Origin of the sequence: Hymenobacter gummosus (assembly GCF_003970915.1) — a bacterium.
Lineage (GTDB): Bacteria > Bacteroidota > Bacteroidia > Cytophagales > Hymenobacteraceae > Solirubrum > Solirubrum gummosum.
This window is the reverse complement of sequence record NZ_RXOF01000012.1, coordinates 72,851-86,747: the sequence shown is the minus strand read 5'-3', so window position 1 is coordinate 86,747 and position 13,897 is coordinate 72,851. Positions and strand designations below refer to the sequence as shown.

10 protein-coding genes are annotated in these 13,897 nt (G+C 63.9%); 1 reads left to right on the top strand and 9 read right to left on the bottom strand.

Features of this window, described 5'->3' with window-relative positions:
• Positions 1-33: 33 nt before the first annotated feature.
• On the bottom strand, positions 34-966 hold the full coding sequence (locus EJV47_RS19015; protein ID WP_126694763.1) for a homoserine kinase: 933 nt from the start codon (positions 964-966) through the stop codon (positions 34-36).
• A 166-nt stretch (positions 967-1,132) separates the two neighbouring features.
• On the opposite strand from EJV47_RS19015, the gene EJV47_RS19010 reads away from it, so the two are divergent.
• Positions 1,133-1,420, top strand: a complete 288-nt coding sequence (locus EJV47_RS19010; protein ID WP_126694762.1) for a hypothetical protein — start codon at positions 1,133-1,135, stop codon at positions 1,418-1,420.
• Positions 1,421-1,492: 72 nt separating this feature from the next.
• On the opposite strand, the gene EJV47_RS19005 is transcribed toward EJV47_RS19010, so the two are convergent.
• The 8 genes from EJV47_RS19005 to thrA all read right to left on the bottom strand — a co-directional run bounded on the left by EJV47_RS19005 (position 1,493) and on the right by thrA (position 13,881).
• Positions 1,493-1,903 (bottom strand): hypothetical protein, encoded by a 411-nt coding sequence (locus EJV47_RS19005; protein ID WP_126694761.1) that lies wholly within the window; start codon positions 1,901-1,903, stop codon positions 1,493-1,495.
• A 124-nt stretch (positions 1,904-2,027) separates the two neighbouring features.
• Positions 2,028-2,603, bottom strand: a complete 576-nt coding sequence (locus tag EJV47_RS19000) for a helix-turn-helix domain-containing protein (protein WP_126694760.1) — start codon at positions 2,601-2,603, stop codon at positions 2,028-2,030.
• A gap of 194 nt (positions 2,604-2,797) precedes the next feature.
• Positions 2,798-3,493 (bottom strand): M48 family metallopeptidase, encoded by a 696-nt coding sequence (locus EJV47_RS18995; RefSeq protein WP_243651225.1) that lies wholly within the window; start codon positions 3,491-3,493, stop codon positions 2,798-2,800.
• Positions 3,490-6,675, bottom strand: coding sequence for a type I restriction endonuclease subunit R (locus EJV47_RS18990; RefSeq protein ID WP_126694759.1), 3,186 nt, complete (start codon positions 6,673-6,675; stop codon positions 3,490-3,492). The genes EJV47_RS18995 and EJV47_RS18990 overlap by 4 nt, the downstream gene beginning before the upstream one ends.
• A 166-nt stretch (positions 6,676-6,841) precedes the next feature.
• The gene (locus EJV47_RS18985; protein WP_126694758.1) at positions 6,842-8,134 is read right to left on the bottom strand and encodes a restriction endonuclease subunit S; all 1,293 of its coding nucleotides are present in this window, start codon (positions 8,132-8,134) and stop codon (positions 6,842-6,844) included.
• Positions 8,131-9,690 carry a type I restriction-modification system subunit M gene (locus EJV47_RS18980; protein WP_126694757.1) on the bottom strand — a complete coding sequence of 520 codons (1,560 nt, stop codon included), beginning with the start codon at positions 9,688-9,690 and terminating at the stop codon, positions 8,131-8,133. The genes EJV47_RS18985 and EJV47_RS18980 overlap by 4 nt, the downstream gene beginning before the upstream one ends.
• Positions 9,691-9,911: 221 nt before the next feature.
• A complete protein-coding gene (locus EJV47_RS18975; RefSeq protein WP_126694756.1) occupies positions 9,912-11,357 on the bottom strand; it encodes an ATP-binding protein in 1,446 nt (481 codons plus the stop codon).
• Positions 11,358-11,427: 70 nt separating this feature from the next.
• Positions 11,428-13,881: a bifunctional aspartate kinase/homoserine dehydrogenase I gene (gene thrA, locus EJV47_RS18970; protein ID WP_126694755.1), complete on the bottom strand. Its 2,454-nt coding sequence runs from the start codon at positions 13,879-13,881 to the stop codon at positions 11,428-11,430.
• Positions 13,882-13,897: the final 16 nt, after the last annotated feature.

The following is a 13,897-nucleotide window of genomic DNA, read 5'->3' as shown; positions in this document are numbered from 1 at the left end:
CACAATTATTAATTTTTAATTCTTCATTATTAATTAACCCCAAACCTTCGGCCCCCGGGTATTGATGGCTGATACGTAGCCCCGACTGCCGACGCCCAGGCCGGCCAGGTGGCGCCGCAGCTGCTCCACGATGCGGGCGGCGGCGGCTTCGTCGGGGGCGAAGGCGAAGACAGAGGGGCCCGAGCCGGAAATGCCGAAGCCGACGGCGCCCGCCTGCAGGGCCAGCTCGCGCAGCTGGTAGAAATCGGGGATGAGCAGGGCGCGCACGGGCTCCACCAGCACGTCTTGCATGCTGCGGCCGATGAGGGCCGTGTCGCCGAGGAACAGGCCGCTAACCAGGCCGGCCACGTTGCCCCACTGCGTCACGGCGTCTTGCAGCGGCACGGTGCGGCGGATCAGCCGCCGGGCGTCGCGGGTGGGCACTTCCACCTCGGGGTACACGATGGCGCAGTGCAGGGCGGGCACGGGCAGGCGCACCACGTCGAGGGGCTGGTAGCTGCGAATAAGCACGAAGCCCCCGAGCAGGGCCGGGGCCACGTTGTCGGCGTGGCCGGCGCCGCAGGCCAGCTCCTCGCCCTGCATGGCGAAGGGCAGCAGCTCCAGGGCCGTGAGCGGGCGGCCCAGCAGCTCATTGATGGCCCAGAGGCCGGCCACGGTGCTGGCCGCGCTGCTGCCCAGCCCGCTGCCGATGGGCATCTGCTTGTGCAGCTCGATGTCGACGCCCACGTCTTCGCGGCCCAGGTGGCGCAGCAGCATCTGCACGCTGGCGCTGACGGTGTTGCGGTCGGCGTCGAGCGGCAGGCGGCCCTGGTCGCCGCTGATGCGGCGGATGCTGACGCCGGGGTCGGGCCGCAGGGTCATCAGCACCTCGTCGCCGGGCTGCTCGACGGCGAAGCCCAGCACGTCGAAGCCGCAGACCACGTTGGCTACGGTAGCGGGGGCGAATACGCGGATGGAGTCAGGCATAAAGCGGAAAAGCAGCGGCTGGTGGAAGCGGTAAATATAGGTGGGCGGCGCACCCGGCCCGGCGAGTGGCCCACGCCGCCACTTTTTTCAGTGCTGGCACTGATGCGCTTGCGCCGAATTCGCGGCAGCTTACGCTCCGTCTTTCACCTTCACCACCTACCAGCCCATGCGTACCCCCGACCTCTACTCCCGCCTGCTGCTGACGCTCATTGCGGGCAGCCTGCTCTACATTGCCGGCACGCTGCGCACCCTGGTGCAGCAAGCCGATGCCTACGCGGCCCAGCCCGCCCGCCCGGCGGCGGTGCCGGTGAGCTGGCACCCGGCCCCTTCTCCCCCTGCCGAACCGACTCGCGTGTACATTGCGGGTTTCAGCAGGTATAATGGCGGCTGGCAGGATCAGGCATTCGACTACCATCAGGGGAAAATGGTTATGCCCGTAGTCGTCAAGAAGTAGCCACTCCCCAACACGACAACGCCCGTCCCGGTAGCTACCGGGGCGGGCGTTGTCGTGTTAAATGAACTCCGCTTACAGGCGGGATTTGCGGTCCGTCACGTCGGCAATGAATTTTTCGATTTCGGCAATGCGGGCGCTGGTTTCACCCTTTTCCAGCTCCCGCTTGAGCAGGGCTACGGCGCCTTCTTTGCCCTGCCGGCTCAGCAGCTCGTCGCGGCGGTCGGTGGCTTTGCGCAGCTCGTTTTCGCGCCGGGTGCGGGTGTCGCTGGCCGGCATCGTCGCCAGCCGGTCGTTCAGGAACGTGATGTCCTCGGCCAGCTCGGCCAGCTCAGCGGTGAGCGACGTGGCGTCGCTGGCTTTGGTGTCGCGCTCGTAGCCCGTTACCGATTCGCGGTGACGCAGCACGCGCAACCGCTCCTGGGCGTGGGCTACCAGCTTGTCGCACTCGGCTGGGTCGGTCAACAATTCAACGGTGTATACCATTGTAGTAAAAGGGTTTTGGTTGGTGGAAATGGACTTGCGGGGTAAGCTAATGGCCGAGCTTACCCCGCGCAAGCGTTGTGTCAAAATGGGATATAATTTAGCCTATATTCCCAAAATAGGATACTTACTCCGCCAACAGCGCCGCCAGCAGACCGGCTTCGTGCTCCAGGGCGCTGAGGCGGACTTCCAGCAAAGCCAGCTGCGCGTAGCCGGCCGCATCGGGTAGGGCCGCGGCCGTATCGGCGTCCAGCCGGGCCAGCCAGTGGGCGGCGTGGGCCGCATCGAATGTGGGGTCGGGCACGCCGGGCGGGGGCGTGGGGGGCAGCAGCGCCGCCCGCAGCTGGGCCAGGGCGCGCCGCCGGTACTCGCCCGCCGGCAGCCGCTGCCGCAGCCCGTGCAGCTCGAAGCGGGCCTGCCCGGCCAGGTGGCGGCAGCGGCGCAGGCGCTGGCGCAGCGGGTCGGGGTCGGGCGCGGCGGGGTCGGCGGCGGGCGGTAAGGGCGGGCCGCCGCCGTGGGGCGGAGCAAGCAGCTCGGCCAGGTGCAGCAGGCGGCGCTCGGCGGCGGCGGAGAAGTTTGTCCGGCCGGTTTCGACATTGGCTACCTGGGTGCGCGTGAGGCCTAGGTAACGGGCCAGCTCCTGCTGGGAAAGCGCGAAGTGCCGCCGTACAGCAGCGGCTAGGGTGGTAGAGTCAGATGGCATCGGCAGAGCGGCAGCGGGGTATAAGTTCGCTGACACGTCAAGAAAAATAATTTCTGACGTCAGTCGACACTGACGCCTCCGAAAAAAAAGCAAGGCGCGTCAGCAGGCACTGACGCATTGCAATTTTTTTTTGGAGGCGTCAGCGGTGTCTCTATCCTATAACCAGAAGTTCTTTCACTGGCATGGCGGGCGGCCTACAACCGAATGTCCTTCACCCGCTTGTCCAATTCCTTCCAATCGGGACAATGCCGGGCCAATTCGGCCCAGAATTCTTTGTTATGGCTCTTTACCCGTGTGTGGCACAGCTCGTGGACAAGCACGTAGTCAATCAGGGTAAAGGGCAGCTTCATTACTTCCGGGTTGAGCATAATCACGTCCTGCGCGGTGCAGCTCCCCCAGCGCTTGGGCATCTGACGGATTTTCAGGGCGGCGTAGGTCAGGCCGGTCTGAGCGGCGCACTGGCGCAGACGGGGAGCCAGCTTGGCACGGGCCTTGGCCCGGAAGAAAGCGGCCAGGGCCTGCGCAATGGCCGCCTGCACGTCGCCTTCGGGGGCTACCTGGATGCGGAAGCTGGAATGGTTGAACGTGACCTGCGCTTTGGGCAGACCGGGCACGAATACGACCTGCGTGTAGTAGCTGCGGCCCAGGTAGCTGATGCGGGAGCCGGTGACAACATCCTCGGGCCGGGGGGCGCGCACCAGGGCCAGCTTGTCCAGTATCCAGCGGGCTTTTTTCAGCACCAGGCTGTCGGCCTCCGCGGCGGACAGGCGCGGGCCTTTCAGCACCACGCCCTCGTGCTGGGCCACGCTGAGGTAGTGGGCGGCCAGCTCGGGGCGCTCCTGGATGGTGTAGCTGATGCGGTGCGGACCGTACTGGACGTGGTGAATCACGCGTTTTTCTGAATGAGCAGAATCAGTTCCCTGGCTTTCTGGCGGGCTTCGGGGCCGGGTAGCTGGGCTTTGAGCAGGGCGTAGAGCTTGTTTTCCATCTCCTTCTTCACTTCTCCCTTATCCTTCCAGCCCACGATGTCCAGCTCGCCGCTGATGTCGTGGAACAGCTGGCGCGTCAGGCCGGCGGCCTGGCCGTCAAAGATAGCCTTGAGGGAGTTGAACACGGCCGTTTCGTACTCGGTACGGAAGCCTTCCGCTTGTCCTTCGCGCTGCTCGTTCACGATGGCATCGAGCAGGCCCTCGTAGGCGAGCAGCAGCTGGGCCTGGGTGATACGGCCGGCGGCCTCGTCGCGGATCAGCTCATCGAGGCGGTCCGACAGGGGCTGGTAGTAGGCGGGGCTGCGGCCCAGGCCCAGCTTGATTTCGTACTTGAGCTGGTGGCGCATCTTCAGCTCCTTGGTGGTGGGCGAGGCGTCGAGGATATCGGCCCGGAACTTCTCCCGGTCGATGATGGACACCGGCTCGGCCAGCAGGTTATCGACGCCCCGGGCGCGCAGGTGCTCGTCGATAAGCTGCTGCAGGTGCCGGCTTTCCTCGGCCGTCACTTTGAACGGGTCGCCGTCGGGGTAGGCGTTGCGGGCTTTGCGGCGGATTTCGTTGAAGAGCGCGAAATCGTACTGGTAGGGCATGGTGGCCACGTTGGGCAGCACGATGTGGATGGACTTGTTGAAGGCCTTGAGCAGCACCTTGAACTCGTCGCGGCGGTAGAGGGGCTCCAGGTAGGGGATGAAGGCGTCGATGAACTTCTCGCGCTGGTAGTGGCGGTCCAGCTTCAGGGGCTTGCTGAAAGCCAGCAGCTGGCCGTGGTGCAGGGCCAGCTTGGGTATTTCGTCGTTGAGGTTGCGCAGGATATCGTCGGGGCGCACGTCGCCGCTGAAGATTTCCAGGGCGTGCAGCAGGTCGGCGGTGATGCCGCTGTAATCGAGGATGTAGCCTTCGGCCTTGCCCCGGTAGGTGCGGTTGACGCGGGCAATGGCCTGCAGCAGACTGTGCTCTTTCAGGGGCTTATCGAGGTAGAGGCAGGCGGCAATGGGGGCGTCGTAGCCGGTGAGCAGCATGTCCGACACGATGAGGATGGCCGTGTTGTCGAACTGCTTTTTCTTGCCCGATTTGTCGCGGGCGGCCTCGTCGCCGAAGGGCAGCTTGAAGTCCTCGGTTACCTGCTTCACGTCCTCGGGCGGGGTAAGCAGCAGCGGTACCGGGTCCTGCGGATGCTCCCGGTTCCAGGCCAGGCGCTCGGCCTGCTCGGCGGCCAGCTTATCCGACTTCGCGGCGCCCAGGCTCACCACCACGCGGGTGCTGAAGTCGTGCACGCCTTCGTCGCGCAGCTTGTCAATGGCCTGCTTGTAGAGCACGGCCGCCCGCCGGCCCGCACACACCAGAATGGCCTTGTAGCCGTCGGGCCGGATTTTGGCGCGGTAGTGGTCGAGCAGGTGGCGGCTGATGGCCTCGATGCGCTCGGCCGACAGCTGGTACTGGCGCAGGGCCTCGTCCTTGAGCCGGGTCTTTTTCTCCTCGGGCTCGTGGCCGTACTTCGCCTCAAACTCGGCGTCCAGCTCGGCCTTGCGCACGTCGAGACGGGCAATACCGGCGTCGTAGAGCAGGGGCACGGTGGCGCCGTCGTCCACAGCTTCCCGGATGGTGTAGGTATCGAGGTAGTCCCGCCCGTAGAACTCGGCCAGTGTCGACTTATCCTCTTTGGAAATGGGCGTGCCGGTGAAGGCCACGAACTTGGCGTTGGGCAGCACTGAGCGCATGAACGCGGCCAGGAAGCCGTACTGGCTGCGGTGGGCTTCGTCGACCAGCACGTAGAGGTTGGGCTTGGCGGATAGCACCGTCAGCGGAATTTCCTCGCGGCTCTCCTCGGTCCACTTACCGCTGCGCAGCGCCTTGGTCACCTGCACCAGCAGGTTGTCCATGATGTAGCGCTCCGTGCGCGTGATGCCCTCGGTGTCGGGCGTGTCGGCCTCCGCGGTATCAGTATCGGGGGCCTCGGCGTCAGGCTGCTGAAACTTCTGCAGGGTGCTGGTGATGATGCCGCCGTAGTCGTTGCGCAGCAGCTCGGCCAGGCTTTTCACCGAATGGGCCTGCTGCACTGGGAGGCCCACGCCGCGCAGGGTGGTGGTAATCTGCCGGTCGAGGTCGGTGCGGTCGGTGAGGACGAGCACCGTGGGGTTGTCGAAGCCGCTGCCCGCGGCCTGCAGCCGGCGGATGAGGTAAGCCATGGTGAGCGACTTGCCGCTGCCCTGGGTGTGCCACACCACGCCGCCCTGGTCGTGGGCGCGCAGGTTGGCAATGGTGCGGTTGACGGCCCGCACCTGCTGGTAGCGGGGTAGTTTCTTGACGGTGCGGCCTTCCTCGCGCTCAAACAGCACGAAGTGGCGCAGCAGCGCCAGCAGGCGGGCGGGGGCCAGCAGGTGGTAGAGCAGGCGGTCCTGCGGGGTGGGCTGCCGCCCCCCGGGCAGCAGGGCGGCCAGCGCGGCGGCATCGGTGCGCAGGTCGTTGTAGCTGGCGTAGAAGGGCTGGGGTGTACCGATGGCGCCGTACTTGGCCCCTACCTGCCAGAGGCCGGCGCAGAGCACGTTGTAGTGAAACAGCCGCTCGTTGTTGTGCTGGTAATAGGCCAGGTCGTGGTAGGCACTGTCCCAGGCCCCGGTGGCGCTGCCAGCCTTGCACTCCAGCACGGCCAGCGGCAGCCCATTCACGAACACCACGATGTCGGGCTCGGCCACGGACAGGCGGCCCTGAAAGCGCGGCTGGCTGACCACCAGCCAGTCGTTGTTGGCGGGGCGCTGAAAATCGAGGTAGCGCACGGCCGGGAAGTCGTTGTCCTGCTTCAACGACAGATCCGTGCCGAGCAGCAGCTTCCACCCCTGCTCGTTGGCTTCCAGCAGCTCGCCCGTTACCGCGGCCAGCCGGTCGTAGGCCCGGGCCTGGTTGGCGGCGTCCAGGGTGGGGTTGAGCCGGGCAATGGCGGCCCGCAGGCGCCCGGGCAGCAGCACCTCGCGGGCGTCGGGCCGCTCGGCGCTGAGGGCGGGGCCGGGCAGGTACTGGTAGCCGAGCTGCTGGAGCAGCTGCAGGGCCGGCTGCTCCGACTGGAGATATTCGGGGGTCGGGCTCATAAGCACGTAGGATACTGGTAGCGCCGCAGCCGGGCGGCGCGGGCGGGGAGCAATAAAGGGAAAAAAGAACGTCATGCTGAGCCCCGTCGAAGCATCTCTACCGCACGACGCAACGAAGCGGTAGAGATGCTTCGACGGGGCTCAGCATGACGTTCAATCTAGTGGGCTAGGCCAGCACCGTTTCGGCCGGGACCACCCGCACCCGCCGCTGGCCGGTGAGCAGCTGCTGCATCAGCCCGCGCTTGAGGGTCTGGTACTGGGCTTTCTTGTCCTCCAGCACCTGGATTTTGTCGTCGACGGTGGTGAGGATTTCGGCTATCTGTTCTTGCTCCGCTATAGGAGGAACCGGGACGGAGAATTTTTTAAAAAAGGGCAGACCTATCGTCTTGATAGTCGAGCCTGACGCTATTCTTTCAAACAGCGGCTTTTGCAATTGTAGATAATAGTAGAGGAACCAGTTGTTAAGCTTCCCATTACAAGTCCATGTAATGAAATGCTGGCTAACAGCCATATCCTCGTGCATAACCGCACTTTTACCAACTCCTGCATCTCTTGAAAGCAGGACAGTGCCTTCTGGATGAAGCGTAGCAGAGGAGTTTTTAATACCAAGGCTGGATATTTCTGTTTTTGTCTCCTTAATCCAGCCGTTGTCTAATCTAAAAGAATCAGCTAACGAAATCCATTTTATTCCACCGTTGTAGTATTCTGGAAAATTCTTGCTGGGAGTATGCCCACTGCCGCGCTCAGCTACCTCATCCAGCAAACGAACCTCCCACCCCACCGGAATCTGCCCCAGCGGCGAATCCTTGAACTCGGTATGGCCGATGCCGCGCGTCAGCAGGCGCTGCATCAGGCCCTTTTTCAGTTCCTGGGTTTGGGCTAGCTGCTCGTCTATCACGGCCATCTTCTCATCCAGCGTGGAGAGGATTTCGGCTATTTTCTGCTGCTCAGGCAGCGGGGGAAAAGCGAAAAGCAATCCATTGATTGACGAATCCTTTAAGTTATTGATAGCGGAACCTGCCAATTCTAAATCAATCTGCTTTTGATATAAATCAGACTGAAATAACTGGAATAAAAAGTTCTTATCAATGTCTGTATTCGCTCGAAAAAGTGAGCAGAATGCACCAATAGATACCTCATAGCCTTTTTGAGAGTATCGTGCTGACTTCCCAACGAGCCGTTTACTACCATTGGACATACATATAGCAATATCACCATCTTGAAGAAGCTGCTTCTCGGCTACATTTTTTCGAGTTACAAGCTTTACATCATCATAATTCAGGTTACCGTCGGCAATATTATTCGAACGCAGAATAATTATTGCGTTAGTCAGTTCGTCTACTAAATCGTCAGGCTTGTAAGAAACTCCACGGATACAACTTCCAAATTTTCCAAGCTTCGTAACCTCCCAATCCGCCGGAATCAGCCCAAGCACCGTTTGCTTCATCTCGTTCTTCATAGCCCAATTTCCTCCAGCAAGCGTTCCAGTTTCTCGTCAATCTCGGCCTCCTTGGCTTCCAGTTCGCGCAGGGCCACGTGCACGGCGGCCAGGTCGATGGCGGCGGCGGCTTCGCTGCGGTCGATGTAGCGGGAGATGTTCAGGTTGTAGTCGTTGGCCTTGATTTCCGAGAGCGGCACCACGCGCAGGTACTTGTCCACGTCCTGCCCGGCCTCGTAGGCGGCCAGGATGCGCTGCACGTGGGTTTCTTCCAGCTCGTTCTGGTTTTTGCCCGCCTTGAACTCCTGGCTGGCGTCGAGCACCAGCACGTTGCCGCGCCGCTCGGGGGCTTTGGTTTTGGTCAGCACCCAGATGGCAGCCGGAATCCCGGTGTTGTAGAACAGGGCCGAGGGCAGGCCCACGATGCCTTCCACCAGGTCGGCCTGCAGCAGCTTCTCGCGGATAGTGCCTTCGGCCCCGCCCCGGAACAGGGTGCCGTGGGGCAGCACCACGCCCATGCGGCCCTCCTGGCGCAATACGGCCAGCATGTGCTGCAGAAAGGCCAGGTCGGCGTAGGAGCGCGGGGGCGTGCCGTAGAGCAGGCGGCCGAAGGGGTCGGCCACCACGCTGGCGTAGTTGGGGACTACTTCGGTTTCCTTGCCGTTGCGGCCCAGCTTCTTGGTGGGGTTGGTTTCGGCCGGCGTCCACCACCGGTCCTGGGAGAAGGGCGGGTTGGCAATGACGCGGTCGAAGAGCATCAGCTCCTTGTCGCCCGTAAGGTGCCGGGGGTCGGTGAGGGTGTCGCCCTTGCGCAGGTCCGCACTGTAGTTGTGCAGCAGCATGTTGAGCTTGGCAATGGCCCAGGTGCCCAGGTTCTTTTCCTGCCCGGCCAGCTGCACGTTCACAAACTTGGTTTTGCGGTCCTTGGAGTGCTCATCGATGTAGCGCGCCGCCTCGATGAGCATCCCGCCCGAGCCGCAGGTGGGGTCGTACACCGAGTTGCCGGGCTGGGGCCGGATGAGGCCCACGATGAGCCGGACCACGCCGCGCGGGGTGTAGAACTCGCCGCCCTTCTTGCCCGCGTCGTCGGCAAACTGCTTGATGAGGTACTCGTAGGCGTCGCCGAGCAGGTCGGGGGTGTAGAGGTCCTCGTTACGCAGGGAGTGGAGGTTGAAGTGGCGCAGCAGGCGCTGCAGCGTCTCGTCCGAGAGCTTTTCCTTGTCGCCAAACTTGGTGGCGGTCAGCACGCCTTCCAGCTTCAGCTCGGTGTTCTGGTATTCGATGGCGGCAAAGGCCTTGTCGAGGGCCACACCAATGTTTTCGGTGACTTTCTTGAGGGCCTCCCAGCGGGCTTCGGCCGGCACCTTGAGGTAGGTAGCGTCCTCGGCCTCGGCGCGGGAGTAGCCCTCCTCCTGCATGAGCTTGTCGACTTCCTCCTCGAACACGTCGTTGACGCGCTTGAGGAAGAGCAGGCCGAAGATGTAGTTCTTAAAGTCGGAGCTATCGATGGAGCCCCGCAGGATGTTGGCCGAATCCCAGAGCCAGGATTCAAGGGTATCGAGGTCGAGTTGAGGCATGGAAGCGGGTGGAGTAGGCGCGGCCGGCGTGAACAGGGGTAGCTGAGACATTCAGTAAAACAAGCCAGCGGATTTGCGGTGACATGGCATGTCACTACAAATGTCACCATAAATGTCACTGCAAACCACGGCGGCGCGGCGGTGATTTTACTCTGACATTTATAGTGACATTGGAATGTCAGAGTAAATCAAAGCCGGTGTGGCAGCCGGCTCCACCGGGTCTACTCGTCCTTAGTTAGCAAGATGTAGCGCCCCGTTTTGGTGGAGCCGACGAAGACGATTTTTTCCGCGTCCTGCAGAGCGGCAATGTCGCGCTTGGCCGTGCGCTCCGTCACGCCGAACCGCTCACTGAGGGCATTGGGGCGCACGTTCACGCCCCGCGCAATCTGTTGCATGAACCATTGCTGCCGCTCATTGGCACTGAAGTTTTCAGTGACATTTGCGGTGACATTTGCAGTGACATCGGGTGTCACTGCAACTTCCTCCCCTACCGGAATCCGCAGTTCCGGGTGCGGCAGCAGCTTGGCCCGCAGCACGGTGCCCTTGTCTTCCCACTGCGGCAGCGGGTAGCCGTGTTCCCGGGCGTCGGTTTCGATGCGCTCGAAGCCCGAGCCCCAGTTTTCCATGATGGTGAGCTTGTGCAGCACGCCGGCAATGACGGGGTTGCGGGCCCGGCTCACCCCATTGCGAAAGTCCTCCTCGCTCAGGCCCAGCGGCCAGCCGCCAGGGTTTTCCACCTCGATGCGGTTGCTGTACACCGCCACCTTAATGGTCATGCCGTGGCGGCTGTAGTCGGCGTGGGCCAGGGCATTGACCAGCACTTCGCGCAGGGCCACGGCCGAGTACTCCGGAATGTCCTGCCGCCGCAGTGTCTCGCCGGTAATGCGGGAGGCCGTGCGGGTGTTGCGGCGCACGAAGCGGGGTACCTCGTCGAGGGCCGCCATGATGGATACGCCCCGGTTTTCGGGCTCCAGCTGGTCCAGAAATTCGGCCTTGGTGGTGCCAGCAAAGCGGGCTGCCTGCACCCGCGCATCGGGGAAGCAGCGGGCCCGGGCGGCAGCCGTGCCAAAGAGGATAATGGCCGCATTAGTGGGCAGCCAGGTGTCGCCGGAGCGTTCGAGTAAGTGCAGGGTTTCCATCTTGGCCGTGGTCAGTTCGTGGCCGGCCGCCTCAAATACCCGCCGGGCAGCCTCCTGGTCGAAATCGGCCAAAGTTGCGGGCACGCACACCTGACTGTCGAAGGTGCCGGCCTGCGCCTGGCGCTGCAGCTCGGCGCGCTGCTCGGGCGTAGCGCGGCGGTTGGTAGAGCCGTGGCGCAGGTACACGCCCTGTTCAGCCCCTTCCTGCCTGACGTAGAACATGCCCGGAAAGCGCGGCACCCGCACCACCAGAAAATCCCGGCCGCGCTCGGTCACCACCTGAAAGTCGGGCGAAAAAGCCGGCTCGATACCGTTGGCTATCAGATTGGCCAACCGCTCTTCCTCCGTGGCGGCGTTGGCCAGGCCAATGGCCTGCCGCTCATCGGTAATGCCAACTACCAGCGTGCCGCCCGTGGTATTGGCAAAGGCCACAATGGCCTTCAGCACCCGTTCAGGCGAGGACAAATCCTGCTTGAACTCCAGCGTGCGGCTTTCGTTGCGGCGCAGAAAATCGGCAATGGCGGGCATGAGCGGAGCAGTTACAGTACGGCGAGTCTCAAAGGTAAGGTGCTGGCCCGGCGGATGCACCCGCCTCCCCCTACCGCGTCCCCACGTTCACCAGATCCGCAAATACCCCGGCGGCCGTGACTTCCGCGCCGGCGCCGGGGCCTTTCACCACCAGGGGCCGCTCCTTGTACCGCCCAGTGGTAAAGGAAATGACGTTGTCGGCGCCGCTGAGCTGGTAGAAAGGGTGCTGCTCGTCCACCAGCTGCAGGCTGATGCGGGCCCGGCCGTCTTCGAGCTGGCCGATGTAGCGCAGCACCTGGCCGGCCGCGGCGGCCCTGGTTTTCAGCTCCTCGAAGTAGGCCGCGTGGGCCTGCAGCTGCGCGTAGAAGGCTTCCACCGTGGGCGCGGCCAGGCAGGCTTCGGGCAGCATGGGCTCGATAATAACGTCCTCGGGTTCGAGCGCGTGGCCGGCGTCGCGGGCCAGGATGAGCATTTTGCGCATGAAGTCCCGGCCGTTGAGGTCGTCGCGGGGGTCGGGCTCGGTGTAGCCCAGCTCCTGGGCGCGGCGTACCACCTCGGCAAAAGAGGCCTCGCCGCGGAAGTTGTTGAAGATGTAGGAGATGGTGCCCGACAAGATGGCCTCGATGCGCTCCACCCGGTCGCCGGAGGTGCGCAGGTCGCGCAGGGTGCGGATGATGGGCAGGCCCGCGCCCACGTTGGTTTCGTAGTAGAAGGCGGCCCCGTGCTGGCGGGCGGCTTCGCGCAGCTGCCGGTAGCGGGCGTAGGGGCCGGAGTTGGCTATTTTGTTGCAGGTCACCACCGAAATGCTGTGGGCCAGCACGTCGGCATAGTGCTCGGCCGGCTCCGGGGCGGCCGTGTTGTCGACCAGCACGCAGTTGGGCAGGTTCAGCTGCTTCATGCGGGCCAGGAAGGCCTCCAGATTGGCCGGTTCCGCCTGCCCGTTGTCGAGGGCGGTGGCCCAGGCGTCGAGGGCAATGCCGTTGGGGGCAATGAGCATGCGGCGGGAGTTGCTCAGGCCCACCACCCGCACCTGCACGCCGTTCTGCTCGCGCAGAAAGTCCTGGTGGGCGTGCAACTGCCCGAGCAGGGTACGGCCGATGCTGCCGGTGCCCAGCACGAACACGTGCAGGGTCTTGGTCAGGGCCACGAAAAAGGCGTCGTGCACCGCGTTCAGGGCCTTCGCGAGGTCGTCGTGGCCGATGATGACGGAAATGTTGTACTCCGAGGAGCCCTGGGCAATGGCCCGCACGTTGACGCCGTTGCGGCCCAGGGCCTGAAACAGCTTGCCGGCAATGCCGGGCGTCTGCTTCATATTCTCGCCCACGATGGCCAGCACCGCCAGCCCGTCCTCGATGCGCGGCCGCTCCAGCTTGCGCGCTTCCAGCTCCAGCTCAAACTCCTGCCCGATGAGCTGCCGGGCGCGCACGGCGTCGGGCGGGGCCACGGCGAAGGTGATGCTGTGCTCGGAGGAAGCCTGGGTGATGAGGATGACGTTGATTTGCTCCCGGGCCAGCAGCGAGAACAGCCGCCCGCTGAAGCCGGCCTTACCCACCATGCCCGAACCCTCCACGTTGATGACGCTGACCGCGTCGATGGAGCTGATGCCCTTGATAGGCAGCGCCGTCGCCCGGCAGTCGTGGCGGATGGTGGTGCCGGCAAAATCCAGGTCGAAGGTGTTTCGGATGACGATGGGAATGCGCCGCAGAAACGCCGGAATCATCGTGGGCGGGTAGATGACCTTGGCCCCGAAGTACGACAGCTCCATGGCCTCGGTGTAGCTCAGCTCGGGCAGGGAAAACGCCTTCTGCACCAAGCGCGGGTCGGCCGTCATCATGCCGTTCACGTCGGTCCAGATCTGAATTTCGCGCGCCCCCAGCGCCGCCCCGAAGATGGCGGCGGTGTAGTCGGAGCCGCCGCGGCCCAGGGTGGTGAGGCGCCCCTCCGCGTCGCGGGCAATGAAGCCCGTCACGAAGAGCAGGCGGCCGGGGTGCTCGGCCACGAAGCCGCGGATAAGCTGCTCGGTCAGCTCCGTCTCCACCCGCGCCTGCCCGAAGTGCGAGTCGGTACGAATCAGCTCCGTGGCATCGACGAACAAAGCCGCCGGAAAGCGCCCCGCCGCCAGCGCGCTGACCAGGAAGGTGGAGCACCGCTCCCCGTAGCTCAGCACCCGGTCGCGGGTGGCCGGGCTCAGCTCGCGCAGGCTGCTGATGCCTTGCAGCAGGTCTTCCAGCTCGTGAAAGAGCAGCTTGAGGCGCGTGAGCACCGGGTTCTGGCGGGCCGCGTCGAGCAGGGCCTTCACCACCTCGAAGTGCCGCCGCTCCAGCTCCTGCAGGTGCCCGGCCACGGGCAGGCCCCGGGCCGCCTCCTCGGCGGCGCGCACGAGCAGGTTGGTCACCCCGCTCATGGCCGACAGCACCACCACGGGCGCCTCGCCGGCCTGGATTTCGCGCCCCACGATGTCGAGCAAGGTGCCGATGCTGGTTATGGAGCCGACGGACGTACCGCCGAATTTGAGAACGTTCATAGGGGGTTGGACAGAA

Excerpts from the sequence above, each read along its gene's own strand:
- EJV47_RS19015 (WP_126694763.1), bottom strand. The coding sequence starts at position 966 with ATGCCTGACTCCATCCGCGTATTCGCCCCCGCTACCGTAGCCAACGTG.
- EJV47_RS19010 (WP_126694762.1), top strand. The coding sequence starts at position 1,133 with ATGCGTACCCCCGACCTCTACTCCCGCCTGCTGCTGACGCTCATTGCG.
- EJV47_RS19005 (WP_126694761.1), bottom strand. The coding sequence starts at position 1,903 with ATGGTATACACCGTTGAATTGTTGACCGACCCAGCCGAGTGCGACAAG.
- EJV47_RS19000 (WP_126694760.1), bottom strand. The coding sequence starts at position 2,603 with ATGCCATCTGACTCTACCACCCTAGCCGCTGCTGTACGGCGGCACTTC.
- EJV47_RS18990 (WP_126694759.1), bottom strand. The coding sequence starts at position 6,675 with ATGAGCCCGACCCCCGAATATCTCCAGTCGGAGCAGCCGGCCCTGCAG.
- EJV47_RS18985 (WP_126694758.1), bottom strand. The coding sequence starts at position 8,134 with ATGAAGAACGAGATGAAGCAAACGGTGCTTGGGCTGATTCCGGCGGAT.
- EJV47_RS18980 (WP_126694757.1), bottom strand. The coding sequence starts at position 9,690 with ATGCCTCAACTCGACCTCGATACCCTTGAATCCTGGCTCTGGGATTCG.
- EJV47_RS18975 (WP_126694756.1), bottom strand. The coding sequence starts at position 11,357 with ATGCCCGCCATTGCCGATTTTCTGCGCCGCAACGAAAGCCGCACGCTG.
- thrA (WP_126694755.1), bottom strand. The coding sequence starts at position 13,881 with ATGAACGTTCTCAAATTCGGCGGTACGTCCGTCGGCTCCATAACCAGC.